The following is a 22,506-nucleotide window of genomic DNA, read 5'->3' as shown; positions in this document are numbered from 1 at the left end:
CGCTTGTTTCGGCATGCCCGTACGGCACTCGGCCTGACCACGAGCCGTTCCGTCGCACCCTCCCTCGCGACGAGCGACGGCCCGGTCATCCGCGTGGCCGGCCAGTTCCCTGAGATCAAGGTGTCCGAGGTCATGGAGGGCAGGGTCACGTTTGTCGGCCTACCGGCCGTCGACGTGGGCACGGACATCGACTGGCATCTCAACCCGCACCAGAACCGTTCGTGGGCGCTGAACCTTCACGCGCTGAGGTGGATGGGACGGCTGGTCGTGCAGTACGAGCGGTCGGGGAAGCGAGAGTATCTCGACCGCGCCGCCGGGATCGCCGAGGACTGGGTGCGGAAGAACCCCCGCGGCGGGGCCGGTCTCAGCCCCTGGGCCTGGGCCGAGCACCCGGTCGCCCTGCGCGCACCGGCGCTGGTCTGCCTCAGCGCGTACGTGCGGTCCGGCTGGCTGTCGGACAGCCTGATCGAGCACGCCCGGATCCTGTCCGACGCCGCGCTCTACAAGGAGGGCCACAACCACGGCCTCGACCAGGACATCGCGCTGCTGGCAATCGGCTGCCGCCTCGGCCACGAGCGGTGGAAGGACCTGGCCATCCGGCGGATGACCAGGTCGGCGAGGCTCGCCATCGACGCGCAGGGCGTGCTGCACGAGCAGGCTCCGAGATACGGCGTCTACGTTCACCGGCGGCTGGGCGTGGCGATGGAGGCGATCAGAAGCTGCGGGGCCGAGATCCCCGCGGACCTCGCCGCGCGGCGCAGGTCGCTGGAGACGTACGTCAGCCATGCCACCCAGCCCGACGGCCGACTGGTGCCGATCGGAGACAGTCCGGCCGACGTGCGCCCGGAGGGTTTCCCGCATGAGGAGGACACCGTGAAGGTGTTCGACGGCGGTTACGTCTTCGGCAGGACGGCGTGGAACGACGCGAGATCGGCCCACTACTCGATCAGGTTCGGACCCGGACGCCGGCTTCACGGCCACGAGGATCATCTGGGCGTCACCTACCACGCCCAGGGACGCGACATCCTCGTGGAGGCGGGCTTCCACTCCTACGAGAAGACGCCCTACCGGAAGTGGACGACCTCACCCGAGGCGCACAACGTCCCCATCGTGGTGGGCGCCGAGTTCCGCGAGGGTACGGCGACGCGCCTCGTGGGCTCGTCGGTCGAACGCACGCGGCAGTCCTACCGGCTCACCGACACCGCGTACGGCGTCAGCCGTACCCGCTCGGTCCTGGTCAACCACGGGGCCGATCTGATGGCCGTGCTGGACTCGGTGCCGGCCTCATCGAGGCTGCGCAACCTGTGGCACTTCGGCCCGTCGCTTCGGGTGATCTCCAACCACGACGGCAGGGTAGTGCTGGCCGACGGGGACTGGCGGGCGACCCTGCTCCAGTTCGCGATGCCCTCGTGCCGGCCGATCAGCGGCCAGACGGTGCGGCCTGGAGCGATCTCACCCCGCTATCTCGAAAAGGCCGAGGTGGCGACGGTGCTCTCCCCGCCGGTGAGTTCCGTGCTGACCCTGATCGTGCCCGGCACCGCCGATCCGAAGGTCTCGTGGTCCGGCGCGACGGTGACCGTCGGCACTCCCGGCGGTCCCGTCTCCTTCGTCTCCTCGCCTGACCAGCCGCGTCCGGCATGGGCGATCGGCTGAGGGCCCGGTACGGCCGGCGGTTGTCACGGAGACCGGTGTCCTCGCCAGGGGTGTCACGGAGATCGGTGTGTCCTCGTCAGGACACGCCGGGGGACACCGAACCTGTCAGAAACCGAGATCGCTCAGCCCCGGATGGTCGTCCGGTCGACGCCCCAGCGGCCAGTGGTATTCGCGCTCCGACTCCTTGATGGGGAGGTCGTTGATGCAGGCGTATCTCACGACCATCACCCCTTGTTCGTTGAACTCCCAGTTCTCGTTGCCGTAGGAACGGAACCAGTTTCCGGAGTCGTCGTGGGATTCGTAGGCGAAGCGCACGGCAATCCTGTTGCCGTCGAAGGCCCACAGTTCCTTGATGAGCCGGTAGTCCAGCTCTCTCGTCCATTTTCGCGTGAGAAAAGCGATGATCTCGTCGCGTCCGTTCACGAATTCCGCGCGGTTCCTCCAGTAACAGTCCAGCGTGTAGCCCTGAGCCACCTGCTCCGGATTGCGGGTGTTCCAGGCGTCTTCCGCCAGCCTGATTTTCTCAATGGCGGTATCGCGAGTGAACGGGGGAAGTGGAGAACGCGCCGCCATATTCTCTCCTTGCGGTCCGTGTGACAGTTCTTGGAAAGCGTCGGAGTGGTTCTGCGAGCTTCGCCCTCTCCCTGATCCTCAGGGTACGGTTTTATCCGGCGTTCGTCATCGATGGTGACGGCGCGTCGGAGTCGAGGCGGATGCCGGGTGGCGCGGACAATGCATTCCCGTCGTGGTTCGACCGCATTTCTTTCCGAATTCCTAGCCGTAATATGGCGTATCGCGGGTTAGGAATGATGTGCCGGACCGAACGCAGGAGCCAGATCAACGGAACAGGGGGATCGGAGATGATTCCTGTCCGCCATCTGACCGTGAGCATCGACGGCCTAAACGTCTTCTACCGGGAGGCGGGCCCGCGCGAGGCACCGGCCATCGTGCTTCTGCATGGTTTCCCGAGCAGCTCGCACATGTTCCGCAACCTCATCCCGGCGCTGGCCGACCGGTATCACGTCATCGCCCCCGACCACATCGGCTTCGGCTACTCCTCGGCGCCCTCGCTCCAGGAGTTTCCCTATACCTTCGCGGCCCTCACCGACGTCACCGCCGGCCTTCTCGCCCACCTCGGGCTCGACAGGTACGCGCTCTACGTTCAGAACTACGGCGCCCCCATCGGCTGGCACCTGGCGACCCGTTTCCCCGACAGGATCACCGCGATCGTCACGCAGAGCGGAAACGCCTACGTCGACGGGTTCGTCGACACGTTCTGGAACGGGCTCTTCGCCTACGCCGCCGCGCCCGGCCCCGCCACCGAGCCGGCCGTACGGGGTGCTCTGACCCCGGAGAGCGTCCGCTGGCAGTATCTGAACGGCGTGCCCGATCCCAGCCTGGTCAGCCCGGACACCTGGACGCTCGATCAGGTCCTGCTGGACCGGCCGGGCAATGCCGAGATCCAGTTGCAGCTCTTTCACGACTATCCGGCCAACGTCGACCTCTATCCGAGCGTCCACGAGTACTTTCGCACCAGTCAGGTGCCCCTGCTGGCGGTCTGGGGCGCCAACGACGAGATCTTCGGCCCGGACGGTGCCCGGGCCTTCCGGCGCGACCTGCCCGATGCCGAGATCCATTTCCTCGACGCGGGGCACTTCGCGCTGGAGAGCCATCTTGACGCGATCACGGGCTACATCCGCGGTTTCCTCGGCAGGGTCCTGACCTGAGCGGTGTTGTGCTCGCATCTGGGCGGCGTCCACTGTCCGCCGTGGGAAGGGTGCAAGATCTCCCCGCTCGTTACGTCGGAGTACGCGTGGGCGGTCAGTGAGTGGGTACGTCCGCGTTGATTTGTGTTTATTTATGTCAAAACTGGACGCATGGCGGGGGTGTGTGGTGCGGCCGTCGGCCGCCGGATGAGAGACGGGGGTACGGATGAGCACCAGCGATGGACGGCCGGTATGAAGGCCGTCGTCTTCGTCGGCACCCGCTCGGTCGCGGTCGAGGACGTCCCCGACGCGGTGCTCGAGAAACCCGAGGACGTCGTCGTCCGGATCAGTTCGAGCGCGATCTGCGGGACCGACCTGCACATGTACGACGGGCGCACCGGAGCCACGCCCGGCCTGGTCCTGGGGCACGAGCCTCTCGGCGTCGTCGAGCAGGCCGGTTCCGCGGTCGAGATGGTCAAACCCGGGGACCGGGTGGTGATCCCGACCCACGTCTACTGCGGAGTGTGTGTCAACTGCGCGCGGGGACTGTCGGCCGCCTGCCTGCGGGTGCGCCCGGGGGGCTTCGGCGCGGCGTACGGTTACGCGGGCATGGGGCCCTACCGCGGTGCGCAGGCCGAGCTGCTGAGGGTGCCCTTCGCCGACGCCAACTGCATCCCGGTGCCCGGGGAGCCGGGCGACGACCGTGAAGACGACCTGGTGTTGCTGGCCGACGCGTTCGTGACCGGATGGCATGCGACCGAGTTGGCGCAGGTGGCCGCGGGCGCGACGGTCGCGGTGTTCGGCGCCGGGACCGTCGGCCTGCTCGCGGCCTACAGCTCTCTGCTGAAGGGTGCCGCCGAGGTCTACGTCGTCGATGAGGTGCCCGAGCGGCTGGACAAGGCCGGGGAGATGGGCGCCGTTCCCGTCGACTACCGGCTGGCGGATCCCGTGGAGCAGATCCGCGAGCTTCGCCGGGCCGGTGGCCTGGCGCCCGGTGAGGCGGCGATGAGCGGGGTCCAGGCGGGCATCGACGCGGTGGGGTTCCAGTCTCACGACCGCCTGGAGCCTGGGGCGGAGAACCCGGCCCAGGTCATCGGTGATCTCGCCCGGCTGGTCAATCCGACCGGGCATCTGGGCATCATCGGCGTCTACGCCGAGAAAGATCGGCATCCGGCCCCCGAGGGGCACGCCGACGGCCGCCTGACGGTGCCGTGGGCGACGTTCTTCTCCAAGGGGGTTTCGGTGAGGTTCGGTCGTACGCACGATCGTCGCTACACGGTGTTGCTCCGTGACCTCGTGCTGTCCGGCCGGGCCCGTCCCAGTGTGGTGGTCACCCATCATGGGCGCCTTGATGACGCGCCCGGGTTGTTCCGGGCCTTCGACCAGCGCGTCGACGGAGTCATCAAGGCCGTCCTGCGGCCGTGACGGCCGGCGCTTCAGGGGTATGGGTGATCGCTTCGTGGCGTTGGAGAAAGGGGTAACCATGAGTGACATTCATCGCAGCAAGCAGGTCAGGGTCGTCCACGGCGAAGCCCTTGACAGAAACACGACGCAGACTCCCGGGCTGATCCGCGAGGTGGCCTTTGACGCCCGGAACCCGGACGCGGCACATCTTTCGGCGTTCCTGAGCACGGTCAAGCCCGGCGCGGCGACCGGGGCGCACCATCACGGGGATCAGGAAACCGTCCTGTACGTCGTCAGCGGCACGGCCCGGTACCGGTGGGGGGACCGGCTGGAGAACATGGCGGAAGCGGGGCGCGGTGACTTCGTGTTCGTCCCCGCCCATGTCATTCACCAGGAGATCAATGCCTCCGCCGAGTACGAGACGGTCTGGGCGGTTGTCCGGTCCGGCGTGGACCCGATCGTGGTCAACCTCCCCGAGCTCGACAAATACAGCGAGGCGCCGACGGTCGAGTACGCCGTCCCGCAATAGGCCGCTGAAGCCGGCTCGAAGACCGGTGCGGTCGACGCCGGAGGCCTGACCGACGGCGGCAGGCGGCACCAGCCCGGTGTTCGCGATCCCTGACCGGTTCGTGGCAGGGAAATATCCGAGGTGGTCACGGCGTTGCCGGTCTCCCGTAGAGGCGACGACCGCGGGGAGGTGACGCAGTGAAGATCGGACTTATCGGCGGGACTCCCGCCGGACCGCTGTCCCGCGTCGGCCCCGAGGCGGCCGTCTCCACCTCCCGAGGCCCCGCGGGTGGCACCCCGTACGGTCTGATCATCTGTCGCGAAGCGTATTTCGGGCCTCTGTCGCATTGATGGTAACTGTCCGAAAACGGATTTGCTGTCCAAATTGGACAAAGCCGACTATTTTGGTAGGCTTAATCGGAAGATCGTCAATGGTGTGCACCGTGCCCGTCACCGGCGACGCGTCCACCCCAAGCACGATCGGCAGGCGCCGCCTGCCCAGAACGAAGTGAGCTGTTCACAACCATGCCCGCACTGGCTTCCGCGCGCACCATCGACTCCGCGCGTGCCGGCTGGGACGCCTGGCGGGCGTCCCGGCTGACCTCCCTCATCGCACCGGCGGGCAACCTCGCGCTCGTCGAGACCCGCTGGCAGGCGAGCGATCAGGACGAATCCCTCGAGGACGCGCTCTCCGGCCGGCCGAGCAGCGTGACGGCGACCAGGCTGGAACGCCGGAACATCGACACCGGCGAATTGGAACGTGGCATTCGCCTCTGGGACGCGAACGCACCGTCGATCCAGCACTTCGACACCGTCGAGGCGTTCCCGTTCAACCCGGACTGGGTGATCGAGGCCACCTTCACGGAGGTGCCCGGGTCGCGTCGTATCCCGTTCGAGCACATTCGCGACAACGGCGGCACCCGCGAGCTTGTCGTTCCCGGCGACATCACCTTCACCCTGCACGACGTCGCCTACTCGCTGAGCGCGTTCGACGACGACGGAACGCTGCTCCTGGTCTTCGGTGACAGGACCAACGGCGTGAACACCTACGCCGCCGGCCGGTTCCTGATCGTGCCGCGCGTGCCCGGCAGCGACCAGGTCGTGCTCGACTTCAACCGGGCCTTCGTCCCGCCGTGCGGATTCTCCGCCCACTACAACTGCCCGCTGCCGCCGCCGCAGAACCGCTTCCACGTCGCCGTCGACGCGGGCGAGAGGCTTCCGGCGTTCCTCGACGGCTACGCGATCCACTGAAGCGGAGCCGAGCCGATGCGCGGGACGACATCCCTGCGCCGGTGAGGCTCAGATCGCCCATCACGTCCGGCCGTACGGCCACTGATCAGGAGAAACAGTGAAAAGCAAGATGACGTCGCTCGTCGGCGCCACCCTCATGGTCGCGCTGACCCTCACCGCCTGCGGCTCCGGCTCCGGCTCCGGCTCGGAGAACGCCCCGGCGGCCGGCTCGGGGAGCACGTCATCATCGACCGGCTCGGCCGACCCGAACGCGACGATCGAGGTCGGTTCGCTCTACGAGCCGCAGAACCTCGACAACACGGGCGGCGGCGGGCAGGGCGTGACCGAGGCGTTCAACGGCAACGTCTACGAGGGCCTGTTCAAGCTCGGCGACGACGGCAAGGTCGAGAATCTTCTCGCCAAGGACTACAAGGTCAGCCCCGACGGTCTCACCTACACGTTCACGCTGCAGAGCGGCGTCACGTTCCACTCGGGCGACCCGCTCACCTCCGCCGACGTGAAGTACAGCATCGAAAAGGTCCTCGCCAAGGACTCGCAGTCCGCCCGTAAGAGCAGCTTCACCGGGATCAAGAGCATCACGACTCCCGACGACAGCACGGTGACCGTGAAGCTGTCGACCAAGTCGATCTCGTTCGTCTACAACCTCAGCTACGTGTGGGTCATCAACAACCAGGCGAAGGACCTCACGACCTCCGAGGACGGCACCGGTCCCTACAAGCTCGGCACGTGGAAGCGGGGCTCCTCGCTGAGCCTGGACCCGTTCGCGGGTTACTGGGGCACGCCCCCGACGAACAAGGGGGTGGTGTTCCACTACTTCACGGCGGCGACCGCCCTCAACAACGCGCTGCTGACCAATGCCGTCGACATCGTGACCAGCGAGCAGAGCCCGGACGCCCTGGCCCAGTTCAAGGACAACAAGGACTACAAGGTCAACGACGGTCATTCGACGACCAAGCTCCTGCTGGCCTTCAACGACCGGGTGAAGCCGTTCGACAACGCCCTCGTCCGCAAGGCCGTCACCTCCGCCATCGACAACCGCAAGCTGCTCAACTCGATCTGGGGCGACTACGGAACCCTGATCGGTTCGATGGTCCCGCCGACCGACCCGTGGTACGAGGACCTCACCACGGTGAACCCCTACGACGTGGAACTGGCCAAGAAGCAGCTCTCCGAGGCCGGTTACGCCAATGGGTTCAGCTTCACGCTCGACACCCCGAACTACGACCCGCACCCCACCGCGGCCACGTTCATCAAGGGAGAGCTGGCCAAGGTCGGCATCACCGTCACGATCAACGTCATCACCGCCGACGAGTGGTACACCAAGGTGTTCAAGAACCACGACTTCGCCGCGACGCTGCAGGAGCACGTCAACGACCGCGACGTCGTCTGGTACGGCAATCCCGACTTCTACTGGGGATACGACAACCCCGAGGTCACCAAGCTGGTGAACCAGGCCGAGCAGTCGGACACGACCGACGATCAGGCGGCCCTGCTCAAGAAGGCCAACCAGCAGATCGCCGCGGACGCCGCCAGCGACTGGCTCTATCTCTATCCGCAGATCGTCGTGGCGTCGTCGTCGCTGTCGGGTTACCCGATCAACGGCCTGAACTCGCAGTTCTACGCCTACACCATCAAGAAGAGCTGATGTCCGTGTCGCCTTGGCGGGCGGCCTGATTCGCCATGGCCACCTACCTGCTGCGGCGAGCGGCCTTCCTCGTCATCTCGCTGTTCCTGGCCAGCGTGCTGCTTTTCCTCCTCCTGCGCCTGCTGCCCGGTGACCCCGCCAACTCGCTGTTGTCGATCGGGGCCACCCCGGAGCAGATCGCGGCCGCTCGCCACCAGATCGGGTCGGATCTCCCGTTGCTGGAGCAGTTCGTCTCCTGGCTCGGCCGGCTGGTGACCTTCGACCTGGGCACGTCGTTCGTCAGCACCCTTCCGGTCGGCCCGGAGATCGCCTCGCGCCTGGCCGTCACCGTTCCCCTCACCCTTCTGTCCTTTCTCCTGGCGGTCGTCGTGGCCGTGCCGATCGGTTTCATCGCGGCCTACCGCTCGAACAGCTGGTACGGCTCGCTGCTCAGCGGGCTGTCCCAGCTGGGTATCGCGGTGCCGGCCTTCTGGGTGGGAATGCTGCTGATCACCGTGTTCTCGCTCCGTCTCCGAGTGCTGCCGGCCGGAGGGTTCCCGCGCGACGACTGGGCCGATCCGGCCGACGCCCTCACCTCGCTGGCCCTGCCCGTCGTCACGATCGCCCTCGTCATGTCCGCGTCGCTCATCCGCTATGTCCGCTCCGCCACGCTGGACGTGCTCGGCAGCGACTACCTGCGGACGTTCAGGGCGCTCGGCTCCTCCTTCACCGGGGCGATGTGGCGTCACGGCCTGCGCAACGCGGCCGTTCCCGTCGTCTCGATCCTCGGAATCGAGCTCGCCACCACTTTTCTCGGCGCCGTCGTGGTCGAGAGCGTGTTCGCCCTCCCGGGGCTCGGCAGCATGCTGATCAAGGGAATCGCACAGCATGACTATCCCGTCATCCAGGGCATCCTCTTCGTCAGCACCTTCGCGGTCCTGGTGATCGGGTTCGTCGCCGACCTCGTCCAGCGGCTCATCGACCCGCGGCTGCGCGGCACCGTCTCGGGCAACGCGCGATGACCGCCGTGACCGAGGCGGACGCCCTCCGCACCCCGCGGCGCTCGCGCCGGTCCACGACCCTGGCGATCGGCTGTGTGCTCGTCGGGATGATCGTCGCCGTCGCGGTCGTCTCGTTCTTCTGGGTTCCGTACGACCCGGCCGACACCTCGGGCGATCGGCTCATGCCTCCCGGCCTGCCCCACCTGTTCGGCACGGACAAGCTCGGCCGGGACCTGCTCACCCAGCTGATGATCGGTGCGCGAATCGCCCTGACGGTCGGGGTCGGGTCGGTCGCGCTCGGCGGCCTTCTCGGAGTCGCGGGCGGCCTGGCGGCGGGCTTCGCCACCCGGTGGCTCGACGACACGATCTCGGCCCTGCTCGACATCCTCATCGCCTTCCCCACCCTGCTGCTGGCCATGCTCGTGGTCGCCGTACGGCAGGCGTCCCTAGGCTCGGCCATCCTGGCGATCGGGCTGGCGATGTCCGCGATCGTGGCGCGGCTGACCCGCGTGCTCGTCAAGCGCGTGCTGTCCCAGGACTTCATCACGGCGTCGCGCACCTCGGGAACCTCCTGGCCGCGCGTCGTGACCGAGCACGTCCTGCCGAACATCTGGCCGACGCTCCTGGTCAACCTCGCACTGCAGCTCGGCCTCGCCGTACTGGCCGAGGCGTCCCTGTCCTACCTCGGGCTGGGCCCCCCACCGCCGAACGCGTCCTGGGGGAGCATGCTGCAGGAGGCCCAGGCGACCGTGCTCACGTCGCCGGTCGGCGCGATCGCCCCCGGCGTGCTCCTGGTCGTGCTCGTCATCGGCGTGAACCTGATCGCCGACGGACTCAGGGACGTGGCCGACCCGACCCGGAGGAGAACGCGATGAGCCTGCTCGACGTCACGGGGCTCGGGGTGCGTTCCGGGCAGGGGCGCGAACTCGTCTCCGACGTGTCCTTCACGCTCGAAGCGGGCGCGAGACTCGGCCTGATCGGCGAGTCGGGCTCGGGCAAGTCGCTGACCGCGCTTGCGATCATGGGCCTGCTGCCGACGGGGATGACCGCGAGCGGCAGCGTCGTGCTGGACGCCCCGGGGCTGCCCCGGACCCAGATCACCGGCGCGACGGAGCGAGACCTGAACGGCCTGCGCGGCCGGGCCGTGACCGTCGTCTTCCAGGAACCCCTGACGGCGCTCGACCCGCTCATGAGGGTCGGCCGCCAGCTCGCCGAGCCCCTCGGGCGAAGGCACGGACTGCGCGGCGCCGCCCTGCGCCGCGCCGTCGTCGCGGCGCTCGAGGAGGTTCGGCTCACGGAACCGGATCGCATCGCGAGGGCGTATCCGCACGAGATCTCCGGCGGTCAGCGCCAGCGGGTCGCCATCGCCATGGCTCTCGCCTGCGAACCCGCGCTGCTGATCGCCGACGAGCCCACCACGGCCCTCGACGTGACGGTGCAGGCGGAGGTGCTCGCCCTGCTGGACGGCCTGGTCTCCGCCCGGGGGATGGCCCTGCTGTTCATCAGTCACGATCTCGCGGTCATCTCCCGCATCACCGACCACGTCCTCGTCCTGCGGGACGGCCGGGCCGTGGAGGCGGGGGCCGTCCGGGACATCGTGAACGCGCCGCGTCACCCCTACACCCGCTCCCTGGTGGACAGCGCCCGGGAGCTCGACAGCCCACTGGATCGGATCACACTGTGACCCCGCCGACCCCGGAGACCCCGTCCCCGTCGGCCTCGGAGATCCCGCCGGAGATCCCGTCGACCCCGGAGATCCCGCCGACCTCGGAGGTCTCGGAGACTCCGGCCATCCTTGAGGCGCGCCAGGTGGGTTTCGCCTACCGCGGCGCGGCCCCCGTACTCACCGACGTCTCGATCGCCATAACCCCGGGGCGCAGCGTGGCCCTGGTCGGCGAGTCCGGCGCGGGCAAGACCACCCTCCTGCGCCTGCTGCTCGGCCTGACCCGGCCCACCAGCGGCCAGGTCCTCTTCGACGGCGCGCCCCTCTCGTTGCGGGACCGCGGTCAGATGCGTGAGTTCCGGCGCAACGTCCAGACCGTGTTCCAGGATCCGTACTCCTCACTCGATCCGCGGCAGCGCGTGGGCAGGATCGTCGCCGAACCGCTCCGCTCGCTCGGCCTGACGGCGGCCCAGCCGGGCGGCTCGCGCGTGGATCACCGTGTCGCCGCCGCGCTGGAGGTCGTCGGGCTGCCGGCGGACGCCGCGCTCCGCTACCCGCACGAGTTCTCCGGGGGGCAGCGCCAGCGCATCGCCATCGCGCGCGCGATCGTGTGCGAGCCCCGGGTCCTGCTCGCGGACGAACCCGTCAGCGCGCTGGACGTCTCCACCCGGGTGCGCGTCGTCGACCTGCTGGCCGAGCTGGGGGAGAGCCACGGGCTGACCGTCGTGATGGTCTCGCACGACCTCGCGGTGGTCGCGATGCTGTGCCGGCACACGGCGGTGCTCGAACGGGGCCGCATCGTGGAGCAGGGGGACACCGCCTCGGTGCTCGGCTCTCCCAGCCACCCCTACACGCGCCGGCTGGTCGACAGCGTGCCGAGACTTCCCTCTGGCGCTTAGCGCTGCGACGGCGCTCGTGAAGGAACAACGGGACCGTTCCCCCGACGGCGCCCAGGAACCGCAGGCGCCGGTCAACGGCTACCCGCGCACGCGGTCAACGGCACTGACCCACCCGTGCGGATCACGTGACGGCGGCCCGGAGCACGAGAAACCCGCCGCGCACGGCACTCCCGGCCACAACAATTCTGACTTTTCACGCCATATGATCATTCGGATCGCTTCGGGATCGCGAGAAAGGGCTCCCCCTGTGACCGACAAGCGGGACGAGTGGAAGAGCAACATCGATACGACCAGGCCCAGTATCGCCAGGGCCTACGACGTCGTCCTCAACGGCAAGGACAACTTCGACGTCGACCGCGCCTTCGTCGCCGAGATCGTGAAGGTCGTCCCGGAGATCTACGACGTGGCGACCTACAACCGCCAGGTCCTCGGCCGAGGGGTGCGATTCCTGTCCGGCCAGGGCATCACCCAGTTCATCGACCTCGGCTCGGGGCTGCCGACCGTGGAGAACACCCACCAGGTCGCGCAGCGCGCGAACCCGGAGGCACGGGTCGTCTACGTCGACAACGACCCGATGGTCCTGGCCCACGGCCGGGCGCTGCTGGCGGAGAACGACCACACGGCGGTCGTCACCTCCGACCTGCGCGACACGGCGGCGATCCTCGCCGACCCGGACGTCAAGCGGCTCATCGACTTCGATCGGCCGGTGGGCGTGATGCTGGTCGGTGTCCTGCACCACCTGCACGACGACGACGACCCCCGGGGGATCGTCGAGGCCTACATGGCGGCGGTCCCCTCGGGCAGCCATCTCTTCATCACTCACTTCTGCGCCTCCACCCAGGAGTCGCGCGACGCCGAGCAGAAGTATCTCGCGCTGCTCGGCACCGGCCGGTTTCGGACGCCGGAGGAGATCACCGCGTTCTTCGACGGCTTCGAGCTGCTCGAACCGGGCGTCGTCCCGCTGCCTCTGTGGCGACCCGACGGGCCCGTCCCTGAGAAACCTGAAAAACTGACCGTGGGCCAGCGGCTCATGTACGGCGGGATCGCCCGCAAGCACTAGAGAGCGCCGCTTCCACCGCCGGAACGCGGCCGGCTCATCGTCGAAGCGTCGTTGCCGTACCAAGCGCCCGGCGGGGCCCTCGTTGATGTCGGGTGCCATGATTCGGCTATGGATTATGGAAAAGTTCGCGAAGCGGTCATCAAGGACTGGGACGGAGACGTGCTGCCCAGCCTCTCGGGGCTGGTGGAGATACCCGCCTTGTCGGCCGCCTACGACGCCGCCTGGGAGCGGAACGGTCATCTGCGAGCCGCTGCCGACCACGTGCGGGACTGGATCGCATCGCGTGGGCTGCCGGGCGCCCAGTGTGAGGTCTTCCAGCTCGACGGCCGGGCCCCGCTACTTCTCGTGGACGTGCCCGCGACCACCGGCGCCGAGGCACGCGGCACCGTGCTGCTCTACGGTCACCTCGACAAGCAGCCCCCGCTCGGCGACTGGTCGGATGGGCTGGGCCCGTGGCAGCCGGTGGTGCGTGATGGACGGCTCTACGGTCGCGGCGCGGTCGACGACGGCTACTCGGGCTACGCGGCGACGACCGCGTTGGCCGCCGTCCAGGCGGCGGGTGGCGAACACGCCCGGGCGATCCTGCTGCTGGAGACCGGTGAGGAGTCCGGCAGCCCGGACCTGCCCGCGTATCTGGAGCACCTGTCCGACCGCCTCGGTGAGGTGTCCCTGGTGGTCTGCCTGGACGCCGGCGGCGGCGACTACGAGCGGATGTGGCTGACCGCGAGCCTGCGTGGCGTGGTGCAGGCGACCGTCACGGTGCGGGTCCTCGAGACCTCCGCGCACTCCGGGCTCGCCAGCGGTATCGTGCCGAGCTCCTTCCGCGTCATGCGCCGCCTGCTCGACCGGGTGGAGGACTCCGTGACCGGCGAGGTCACCGTCCCCGAGATGAACGTGCCGATCCCCGAGGAGCGGCGGGCCGAGGCCGAGGCGCTCGCCGCGCTGGAGCCGGGAGCCGCCGCGCGCCGGTATCGGCTCGCCGACGGGATGCGGGCGGCCTCGGACGACGACGTCGAACTCATCCTCAACAACACCTGGCGGCCGACGCTGTCGGTGATCGGCGCGGCCGGGCTCCCCGACCCCGCGGTGGCGGGAGCCGTGCTGCGCGCCTCGACGTCCCTGCGGCTGAGCTTCCGGACTCCGCCGACGGTCGACGCCGAGGCCGCGCGAGCCGCGCTGGTGAAGATCCTGACCACCGAGGTGCCGTACGGCGCGCAGGTCGAGGTGGGAGACTTCATGCTGTTGAACGGCTGGCAGGCCCCGGCGACCGCGCCCTGGCTGGCCGCGACGCTGGAGGAGATCGGCGATCAGGTGTTCGGCGAGCCGTGCCGCAGCCTCGGTATCGGCGGCGGGATCCCGTTCATGGAGATGCTCGGCCGGCGCTATCCGGACGCGCAGTTTGTCGTCACCGGCGCGCTGGGAGCGGACTCGAACATGCACGTGCCCGACGAATGGCTGAACATCGCGTTCGCCGGGCAGGTGACCGAGGCCGTCGCGCACATCCTCGACGCGCACGCCCGCAACTGACCACCCGCCGCGGCGACCGGCGCCAGAGCAGGCGGCAGGCCAGGACACGCGGCAGGCCAGAACAGGCGGCGGGCGGCAGGCGACAGTCCAGGACGGGCGGCAGTCCAGGACGGGCGGCAGGCCGGGGAGAGTGGCAGGTCTGGGCCGGCCACGGTCAGGACCAGCTCAGCGCGCCCCGCGTGGACCAGTAGGTCTCGGGGTCCTCGGCCAGCCCGGCGAGTCGTTCGTCGAGCTCCGCGTCCCAGCCGGCCTCGGCGGCGCTCAGGTTGCTGCGCAGCTGTTCGACCGAGGCCGCGCCGCTCAGCACCACCCCGGCCCACGGCTGCGCGAGCACGGCCGCGAGGGCGAGCGCGTCCGGCGTCACGTCGCGCTCGCGCGCGGCGGCCGCGAGCGCGGCCGGTGCCGCGCGGGCGGTCAGACGCCCGTTTGCCACCCCCTCCTTGACGATCACACCCATCCCCGCCTCGTGCGCCCGGGCGAGTGCCGCGCCGGCCGAGCGTTCCAGGAGGTTCCAGGTCGACTGCACGGTGTCGAACAGCCCGGTCTCGATCACCCGCTCGATCGTGTCCGCCTGGCGCGGCCCGGTGGTCGAGACTCCGACCGCGACGCCCTCGGCCCGCAGTTCGCGCAGCAGGTCGAGCACGCCTCTGTCGTCGAGCACTCCGCTCTCCACCGTCGCCGAGTGGATCTGGTACAGCGACAGATGCTCACCGAGCAGCGCACGGCTCTGGTCCAGCTGGCGGCGGAACTGGGTGGCGGACAGCTCCTTGATCTCGTGGCGCGCGGCGTCCAGCCGCCAGTCGCCGACGTATGCGTATCCCCATTTCGAGCCGATCGTCGCCGCTCCCGGGGTGATCCCGCGTTCGCGCAGCCAGCCGGCGAGAAACTCCTCCGCGCGCCCGTACGAGCGGGCCGTGTCGAGGTAACGCACGCCCGCCGCCCAGGCGGCGTCGAGCACGGCCCACGTCCGCGACCGCATCGTGGACACGCTGCGGTCGTCGCCGAAGTCCTCGTCGCGGCCGAGCGTGATGTAGGCGGGGCGGCCGAGCGCGGCCAGCCCGAGGCCGAGCGGCGTCACCGCCAGGCGGGTGGGGCCCAGAAGGCACCGGCGCAACGGCGCCGTCGCGCCGGTGCCCGGAGACTCCCTACCTGGCGGTTCCATGCTCACAAATATAGCGACCGGTGTGCGGGGACGCCGATCTCCCTCACCCGGTGGGGGAGAGGTCCTCCAGCGCGTTGAGCAGGCGATCCACGTCGGATCGGTCGTTGTAGTGAACGAGGCCGGCCCGTACGGCGGAGCCCGAGTCACGGATGCCGAGCGCCTCCGTCACCTCCCAGGCGTAGCAGTGCCCGTCCCACACGTTGATCTTGGCTCGGGCGAGGTGCTCGGCCACCTGGCGGGGGGTGTGATCGGCCACGGTGAGGTAGACGGTGGCGGTACGCCGCGCCGGTGAACCGACAAGCCGTACGTGGGGCAGGGCCGAAAGGCCCTTGAGCAGGTGGGCCAGTTCGGCCTGCTCGTGGGCTTCCACCGCGGCCATCGAGGTGAGGACGCGCCGGCGCCGGGTACCGGCCGCCTGCGGGTCGAGCGAGGCCAGGTGATCGACGGCGGCGGTGACGCCCGCCAGGTCGGCGAAGGGCAGCGTCCCGGTTTCGAACCGGTCGGGCACGTCGTCGGAGGAAGAGGCGAGCTTGTCGGACCGCAGCTCCTCCAGCAACTCCGGCCGGCCGACGACCGCCCCGATGTGCGGGCCCGACCATTTGTAGGCGCTGGTGGCGTAGAGGTCCGCGCCGAGCGCGACCATGTCGGTGGGCGTGTGCGGGGTCGCGTGCACCCCGTCGAGATAGAGCAGCGCCCCCACGGCATGTGCCCGCGCCGCGATCCGCGGAACATCGGGCATGGTTCCCAGAACGTTGCTCGCGGCGGTGACCGCCACCAGCCGGGTCCGCTCGGTGACCAGGTCGTCGTACTGCCCGGCGGGCAGCTCGCCCGAGGGCACCTCGACCGAGGCCCACCGGACGGTGGCGCCCGCTCGTTCGGCCGCCTGCACCCAGGGACGGACGTTGGCGTCGTGGTCGAGGCGGGAGACCACGATCTCGTCGCCCGGCCCCCACCGCTTGGCCAGGGCGTAGGCGAACCGGTAGGTCAGGGTCGTCATGTTCGGGCCGAGCACCACTCCGCCGGCGTCGCCGCCGACCAGGTCCGCCACCGCCTGACGGGCCTCGGCGACGATGGCGTCCGAGCGAGCACTGGCAGGAAAGGCGCCGCCGCTGTTGCCGATGCCGCCCCGATAGGCGGAGACGATGGCGTCGATCACCGTCTGGGGAACCTGAGTTCCGGCTGCCGCGTCCAGCCAGGCGTATCCGTCGGACAGGGCAGGGTAGAGCGTGCGAACGTGCGCGACATCAAAACTCATATTAAGTACTCTTCACGACATAGAGGCCAAAGGGAAGTATGTGGCGATAATCACCGGTAGTGATGGAAGGATACTCAGTGGGCCGCCAGCCGGCTCGCCTCGTCCTTCGAGATGTCGTAGGACGCCCCGCAGAAGGTGCACTGCATTCCGTACTTCGTCCGCACGGGGAACAGCGGGATGAAGAACAGACTGAACTTGGTGACCCGTCTGGACAGTACCTGTGCCGCCTGGTTGCCACAGTTGCGGCAGACGAGCGTCAGCACGCCGAGCCGGTGGATCACAGTGCGTAAGCCGAAGATGAGCATCATTCCGGCATACCCGAGCTGGACCGGTTCGCACTCGTCGCGAGCCGTGAATCGCCGTCCCCTTCGCCGTTTCGCGGGACGCCGGTGGATCATCGCCCGTCCGGCCCTGGAAGCGCGGGCTGTTCGAATGTTATCTCGGTGGCGGATCAGGACGGGTAACGGCCGAACCAGCCGATGACGCGCTGGTAGGCCTCGGCGGCGGCATCGGCGTTGTAACGCTGGCCGGTGTCGTTGAAGAAGGCGTGATTGACGCCGGAGAACGTCACGAGCTCGTGCTTCAGACCCGCCTTCTCTAGGGCGGCCTCCGCCTGGTCACGGCCAGCGTTGACCCGGGCGTCCTGTTCGGCGTAGATCCCGAGGACGGCGGCCTTGGAGCCGGAGAAGTCGGCGTTGTCAATCGTGCTTCTGAGATCCATTAACAGCTACCCAGATTGATGTTCTTTCTGCAGGTCAGTGGCCATTTTCAGGGGTGCGGTCCTCCGCGCTTCACGCTGCTCTGAGCCGGTCCTCTGCGGACCAATTGCGGACCCTTTGTGGACCAGCGCTGGAGCGAATGCGGACCTCGGGGAGCACGGCTGACCTGGGAGGTTGTACATCGACCAGAGGGCGGGTCTACGGTGGCGCGCACGGCGCCCAGCACCCACCGGACCACGCATCGAGGGGATCCACGGCTGCTGGGGACGAGCACGGCGACCGCTCGAATCTCCCAGCGAGCTGCAGGTATTACCACTTATTGATCAATACATGGCACACTTTGGGTACAACTGAAAATGGCCCCGATCTCGTGTGTAATAAGTACACAAGGAGTGAAGTGGTGGCTTAATGGGTTAGTCCTCGGCCTTGAGGGGGCCGTCCCCGGTCAGGAGTTCGAGGACCTTGACCGCCTCGCCGCGGCCCAGCACGTCGTGGCTCCGCTCGTTGCGGCGGTTACGCAGACACCCGTAGCAGGAGGTCTCCTCGCCGCAGTCGCAGGTAGAGACCCGCTTCAGTGCGGTTTCGACGACGCGGTCCAGCGAATTGGCGATCCGCGTCACTGAGCCCGCCCCTCCTGGCACGGAGTCATAGATCACCAGACTGGTCTGGCCGTCGTGCCCGGGGTGGACAGCACCGTCGATGTCGCTCCTGCTGATCTCCAGGCCGTCCGCCGCCCCTTCGAGCAGGGCGTAGAGAGTGGAGATCCACTGCGGCCAGGACAGAGACAAGGACTCCAGCCGCAGCTCCATGATGTCGGTCTCGTAGCTGTGCGCGAGAGAGCGCCAGCGCAGCTTGCCTTTGCACTCGGACTGCCGCATCGGGTGGGTGTGCGTGGCGGTCTGCTTGCCCCTGCCGAGGTTGGGCGTGGCCCAGCCGCACCAGTCGCAGATCAGATAACCACCGCCGGTCGGCCCTTCGGCCAGCGCGATCATCTTGCCGCGTGAGCCGGAACGGCACTGTACGGCCAGTCCGCTCGCCGACCGCCAGAGCTGCTCGACGGGTTCGGCCGCGAGTGACACCACGTGAGTGGCCCCGTTCCAGGAGGTTTTCGGCGGGGTCATGCCGGGCTTCGCCGTCTTGTATTCGGCGACGAAGCCGAACTCCGGCACGTAGTACTCGCGCGGCTGGAAATCGGCGGCCGTGCCGCAGGCCGGGCAGACCGGATCGAGCTTCTCTCCGTCCTGTCTGAAGTGCTGGCAGTGCTTGCACACGTAGTAGTAGTTGCTGATCAGTTCCCGGCCAGGAAGGCGGTAGAGACCGGCCGAACGCCACAGCACGCCACCGGCGACCACCTCGGATCCGGGCGCGTACTCGTAGATCGCGCTGGACAGGTCGCGGTCCAGCTCCAGCCTCGCTCCAACCGGGCTGTCACAGTGGGCGGTGCGCAGCTCGACGGTGTCCACCGGGAAGCCATACTTGGGCAGCACGTTACGGTTGGCCAGGAAACCGATCAGGTTCCGTCGGGTGAGCGTGTTGATGGTCCGCTGGTAGCGAGCAGCTTGGTCGAACTTCCTGTTCTCCGAGTACTCCTTGATGCGCTGTTCGAAGATCTCGATGTCTTGGGCGAGCTCCTGCCGTACCTTCTCCAGGAGTTCGCACAGCCTGATCATCCAGGATCCCGACTCCACGCCGATCTCGGCCTGCACCGACGGGGGCAGGATCCGGCGAAGGGACGCGGTGATCTCCTCGGGCACGGGAGTGAGGAAGTTCGCGACCATGCTGGAGGGCGCGTCCCTGCCGTCGGCGGCGAGGAAGAACTCGCCGGCCGTGCGCCAGACCTCCCCACTGGTCGCCTTGGCGTGGCGGAAGAAGGCCGCGATCGCGACCGAGTGCGCATGCCTGCGGTCGATTCGCTCGTTGCCCAGCGGCACGTACGGCGCGCGCACCTGACCCGCGATCATGGTTTCGGGTTCCTGATAGCGGGACAGGTCGTGCGATCGGCGCTGGGCGTAGGTCATCACGAGCGCGGCGGAGTCGGCGCGACGCCCGGCCCGGCCGGCGCGCTGGATGTAGTTGGCCGTGGTCGGCGGCATGTTGCGTAGCATGACCGTTTGCAGCTCGCCCACGTCGACGCCGAGTTCGAACGTCGTCGAGCACGACAGCACGTTCACCTCTCCGCGCAGGAACTTCTGCTGGATGTCGGCGGCTTCGTTGCCCGTCCACTGGGCGGTGTGCTCCTGTGCGACCAGCGGGATGGGCGTCATGGTCTGGTAGAGCGTCCGGTAGTGGTCGGAGTCGTCGGCTGCTCTTTCGACCAGCGTGCCCGTGCATTTCATAGTGGGACAGATGCTCCGCACCGCTACCGTTGTGATCCGCCGGCAGAGGTCGCACCGGTACATCTCGGTGGCCGGAGCGAACCTGAAGCTGGTGTGGTCCACCTGGTGGACCACACCGATTCGGGGCACCTGGTCCTTGGGCAGCCAACCATCTCGGACACTGGTCAGGAACTCCCAGCACTTCTTGAGCACATGTCTCGGATCCTCGGAGGAGCCGAGAGCGGAGAGCACCCGCCTGAGATAATCGAGCCGCCGGTTGATCCCCCTGGTCGGCACCCAGCTCAGCACCTTCATTTTGGGATCGGAACCGTCGCCGCGCACGTAGATGGGGCCCCGGCGCGGGTCGAAGGCCTCATCACGGGGATCGACCTCCTCGGGCATGGTGATCGCTCCCTGGGTGCGAAGTGAGCGGGTGAGCTCGCCCAGCAGCGTCCAGACCTCCTCCTCCGAGAGCCCCAGGGAGAGGAACGCCGGGGGAAGCTTCCAACGCGTATTCCGATCCAGGTCGACTCGCATCAGGCCCCGGCCTTCCAGGGACTGGCGGTCGTCGATGGCGACCAGCTCGTGCATCACCCAGAGGGAGACAGCGCGTAGCTTCGTCTGGCGGCTGTCCTTACGCTGGAAGACGCCGGCTTCCGTGGCGGCCGCGGTCACGTGATGTAACAGGTCATCGATGGGCACCCGGTCGTCATTCTTGGTCGCCCGGTGCAGGCCGTCCAGGACCAGGCGTCGCCTCTGCAGGTTCGTGTAGCTGTTCTCCAGATAGGGCGCGAAGAAGGCGGCCTGCTGGCGGCTGTCGCTGAACGTCAGCAGCTTGCGGCCCTCACCGGGCTGGTCGGCCGTGTCCTCATCCGGGGCGGGGGGCAGATTCTGGTAGAGCGCGGTGGCAAGTACGGCTGCCGCGGCGTCGTTTCCACTCTCGAACTGCCTGATCTGACCGGCGCCCCTGGCGCCACAAGCCTGGCAGCCGGTGGGCGAGCTGGCTTTCGTGTTCAGCTTCCGGACCGGCCGGAGCTGGGTTTCCTGGCAGCCGTTGTATCCGCACACCAGGGGCGGCACGGCGTGTAGCGCGCCGCAACGGGGACACAGATGTCCGTCCTGGGCGTCGATCTCCGGGCCGGACTCCAGCGTCACCTCATCCTCGTCAACGACTTCGGGAGCATCGCCGATCAGCAGCCACGTCCGGGCATCCTTGTGCTTGATCCGAGGAGTGAAAACCGCACCGCCCGCAGACATCTCCACCGCGCCGATGAGATGGACTGCGCCGCAGCGCTTGCAACCGGCGATCTCAAACACGGCGCCGCTGCAGGACGTGCAGACCTCATGCCTGCCGAGAGACACATGCGGACCGACGCTCGTAAGGCAGGTGAACGCACCCTCTGTGGCGCGGGCGAACAGATGGTAGCGGGCCGAGAGTACCGATGATCCCGACTGGTCGTGCACCTGGCTGCCGACCTGCACCAGCGCGGAGAGCCCACCTGCAGGGTCGTCCTGACCACCGAAAATCAGCTGGGCGAGCTTGTCGAACGACTGCGGTCCTCCGGAGAGGGTGCCGCGAAGGGTGGCCATCGCGTGCTCGTGGGCGAGAGCCGTACCGGCATCGGTGAAATCCGCGCCCGCCGCGGCTGCGCGCCAGAACAGCTCCTCGCCGGAGTCCTCGCTCTGGGCCAGCTCCCGGTAGTCCTGAGCCGACAGCGGCCCCCAGAACGGACCCTCGGGCATGTCCACCCGGGTCGCGGTGACGAGATCCTTGCGGCTCTCGTCGCCGTCCACCCATTCGAAGTCGACGTTGAACAGTTTCTTCGCGAAGTCCATGACCGGGGGCGGCTTGTCTCCCACCGTGGCGCTGGTGGCGATGCACTGGAGTCGCTGCTCGGGGGCTACCCGGTCGTGCAGGCGCCGCAACAGCATGCCGAGCTCCTCGGCCTTCGCCCCGTCGTAGACGTGGGCTTCGTCGAGTGCAATGAACCGCCAGTGCCCGCCGTGCTCACCCTCGAAGAGATCCATGTCAGCCGGGCGGAGCAGGAGGTATTCCAGCATCGCGTAGTTCGTGAGAAGGATATGCGGTGGGTTCGCACGCATCTCCTCGCGGCTGAGGAGTTCGTTCGGAAGGCGCCGCTGGCCGGGGTTGAGCTCTTCGAACTGGGCGGCACCTCTGAAAGCCTGCTCGGGTGTGTCGCCTGTGTAGCGGCCGAAGGTGATGTACGGCACGGCCGTCAGGAGCTGGCGGAGCCGCTTGAGCTGGTCGTTCGCCAGGGCGTTCATGGGGTAGAGCAGGAGCGCCCGCACACCTGGGCCAAGCTTGCCGTTGGCGTGCTCCTTCGCCAGAGTGTTGAGGATCGGGAGGAGGAAACTCTCGGTCTTACCCGAGCCGGTGCCGGTTGCGACGACCAGGTTTCGCCCGGCCGTGGCCTTCCGCAGCGCCCGCTCCTGGTGCAGGTAGAGGGGGCGATCCAGCGGCAGGGCGGGGCCGCTGAGCTTGGCGAACTCCTCGCCCAGCACCCCCTCGATGATCAGCTCACGGAGCGTGGCCCCCGTCTGGTAGGGCGGGGTTGCTTCGAGCAACGGACCCTTGGTGAGCATCGGGCTGTTCGTGATCTCCGCCGCCAGAGCTTCAGCGATCTTCGGGTCCCGCACAGGCAGGATCGACCGCAGGTAACGCCGGTAGGTGTCGGTGATGAGCGCACTGGTCTTGAGCGGGTCCACAGTTCACTCCGGGGGGAAGGTCAGGCGGAAGGG

Annotated in this window: 18 protein-coding genes; 12 read left to right on the top strand and 6 right to left on the bottom strand. The window is 68.3% G+C overall.

What is annotated here, in order from left to right:
* Positions 1-3: 3 nt before the first annotated feature.
* The gene (locus CHC08_RS31685) at positions 4-1,653 is read left to right on the top strand and encodes a heparinase II/III domain-containing protein (RefSeq protein WP_245878683.1); all 1,650 of its coding nucleotides are present in this window, start codon (positions 4-6) and stop codon (positions 1,651-1,653) included.
* A 105-nt stretch (positions 1,654-1,758) separates the two neighbouring features.
* Here the strand turns inward: CHC08_RS31685 and CHC08_RS31680 are convergent, their stop codons facing one another.
* Complete coding sequence (locus CHC08_RS31680; RefSeq protein WP_089211054.1) at positions 1,759-2,226, bottom strand: nuclear transport factor 2 family protein; 468 nt, start codon at positions 2,224-2,226, stop codon at positions 1,759-1,761.
* Positions 2,227-2,513: 287 nt separating this feature from the next.
* Between CHC08_RS31680 and CHC08_RS31675 the strand changes: the two genes are divergently transcribed.
* From CHC08_RS31675 to CHC08_RS31625, 11 genes are all read left to right on the top strand, one after another.
* Positions 2,514-3,380 carry an alpha/beta fold hydrolase gene (locus CHC08_RS31675; RefSeq protein ID WP_089211053.1) on the top strand — a complete coding sequence of 289 codons (867 nt, stop codon included), beginning with the start codon at positions 2,514-2,516 and terminating at the stop codon, positions 3,378-3,380.
* Positions 3,381-3,611: 231 nt separating this feature from the next.
* On the top strand, positions 3,612-4,784 hold the full coding sequence (locus CHC08_RS31670) for a glutathione-independent formaldehyde dehydrogenase (RefSeq protein WP_089211052.1): 1,173 nt from the start codon (positions 3,612-3,614) through the stop codon (positions 4,782-4,784).
* A 58-nt stretch (positions 4,785-4,842) separates the two neighbouring features.
* The gene (locus CHC08_RS31665) at positions 4,843-5,292 is read left to right on the top strand and encodes a cupin domain-containing protein (protein WP_089211051.1); all 450 of its coding nucleotides are present in this window, start codon (positions 4,843-4,845) and stop codon (positions 5,290-5,292) included.
* A 503-nt stretch (positions 5,293-5,795) separates the two neighbouring features.
* Positions 5,796-6,521, top strand: coding sequence for a DUF1684 domain-containing protein (locus CHC08_RS31660; protein WP_089211050.1), 726 nt, complete (start codon positions 5,796-5,798; stop codon positions 6,519-6,521).
* A gap of 97 nt (positions 6,522-6,618) precedes the next feature.
* Positions 6,619-8,166: an ABC transporter substrate-binding protein gene (locus tag CHC08_RS31655; RefSeq protein ID WP_218825584.1), complete on the top strand. Its 1,548-nt coding sequence runs from the start codon at positions 6,619-6,621 to the stop codon at positions 8,164-8,166.
* A 35-nt stretch (positions 8,167-8,201) separates the two neighbouring features.
* Positions 8,202-9,167 carry an ABC transporter permease gene (locus tag CHC08_RS31650; protein ID WP_089211049.1) on the top strand — a complete coding sequence of 322 codons (966 nt, stop codon included), beginning with the start codon at positions 8,202-8,204 and terminating at the stop codon, positions 9,165-9,167.
* 5 nt (positions 9,168-9,172) lie between these two features.
* On the top strand, positions 9,173-10,021 hold the full coding sequence (locus CHC08_RS31645; protein ID WP_218825583.1) for an ABC transporter permease: 849 nt from the start codon (positions 9,173-9,175) through the stop codon (positions 10,019-10,021).
* The gene (locus tag CHC08_RS31640; RefSeq protein ID WP_089211047.1) at positions 10,018-10,830 is read left to right on the top strand and encodes an ATP-binding cassette domain-containing protein; all 813 of its coding nucleotides are present in this window, start codon (positions 10,018-10,020) and stop codon (positions 10,828-10,830) included. The genes CHC08_RS31645 and CHC08_RS31640 overlap by 4 nt, the downstream gene beginning before the upstream one ends.
* Positions 10,827-11,708 (top strand): ABC transporter ATP-binding protein, encoded by an 882-nt coding sequence (locus CHC08_RS31635; RefSeq protein ID WP_218825582.1) that lies wholly within the window; start codon positions 10,827-10,829, stop codon positions 11,706-11,708. Before CHC08_RS31640 ends, CHC08_RS31635 begins: the two co-directional genes overlap by 4 nt.
* A gap of 247 nt (positions 11,709-11,955) precedes the next feature.
* Positions 11,956-12,768 carry an SAM-dependent methyltransferase gene (locus CHC08_RS31630; RefSeq protein ID WP_089211046.1) on the top strand — a complete coding sequence of 271 codons (813 nt, stop codon included), beginning with the start codon at positions 11,956-11,958 and terminating at the stop codon, positions 12,766-12,768.
* Positions 12,769-12,876: 108 nt separating this feature from the next.
* Complete coding sequence (locus CHC08_RS31625) at positions 12,877-14,295, top strand: M20/M25/M40 family metallo-hydrolase (RefSeq protein WP_089211045.1); 1,419 nt, start codon at positions 12,877-12,879, stop codon at positions 14,293-14,295.
* Between the two features lie 154 nt (positions 14,296-14,449).
* Here the strand turns inward: CHC08_RS31625 and CHC08_RS31620 are convergent, their stop codons facing one another.
* The 5 genes from CHC08_RS31620 to CHC08_RS31600 form a co-directional block, all read right to left on the bottom strand.
* The gene (locus CHC08_RS31620; protein WP_089211085.1) at positions 14,450-15,457 is read right to left on the bottom strand and encodes an aldo/keto reductase; all 1,008 of its coding nucleotides are present in this window, start codon (positions 15,455-15,457) and stop codon (positions 14,450-14,452) included.
* A gap of 43 nt (positions 15,458-15,500) precedes the next feature.
* Positions 15,501-16,712 (bottom strand): cysteine desulfurase-like protein, encoded by a 1,212-nt coding sequence (locus tag CHC08_RS31615; RefSeq protein ID WP_089211044.1) that lies wholly within the window; start codon positions 16,710-16,712, stop codon positions 15,501-15,503.
* A 74-nt stretch (positions 16,713-16,786) separates the two neighbouring features.
* Positions 16,787-17,020, bottom strand: coding sequence for a zinc-ribbon domain-containing protein (locus CHC08_RS31610; protein ID WP_089211043.1), 234 nt, complete (start codon positions 17,018-17,020; stop codon positions 16,787-16,789).
* A gap of 143 nt (positions 17,021-17,163) precedes the next feature.
* The gene (locus CHC08_RS31605) at positions 17,164-17,433 is read right to left on the bottom strand and encodes a dienelactone hydrolase family protein (protein ID WP_089211042.1); all 270 of its coding nucleotides are present in this window, start codon (positions 17,431-17,433) and stop codon (positions 17,164-17,166) included.
* 411 nt (positions 17,434-17,844) lie between these two features.
* Positions 17,845-22,473 carry a DEAD/DEAH box helicase gene (locus CHC08_RS31600; protein ID WP_089211041.1) on the bottom strand — a complete coding sequence of 1,543 codons (4,629 nt, stop codon included), beginning with the start codon at positions 22,471-22,473 and terminating at the stop codon, positions 17,845-17,847.
* Positions 22,474-22,506: the final 33 nt, after the last annotated feature.

It is taken from the genome of Streptosporangium subroseum, assembly GCF_900188345.1.
GTDB lineage: Bacteria > Actinomycetota > Actinomycetes > Streptosporangiales > Streptosporangiaceae > Streptosporangium > Streptosporangium subroseum.
The sequence above is the reverse complement of the archived record's forward strand: the minus strand, read 5'-3'. Positions and strand labels throughout refer to the sequence as shown.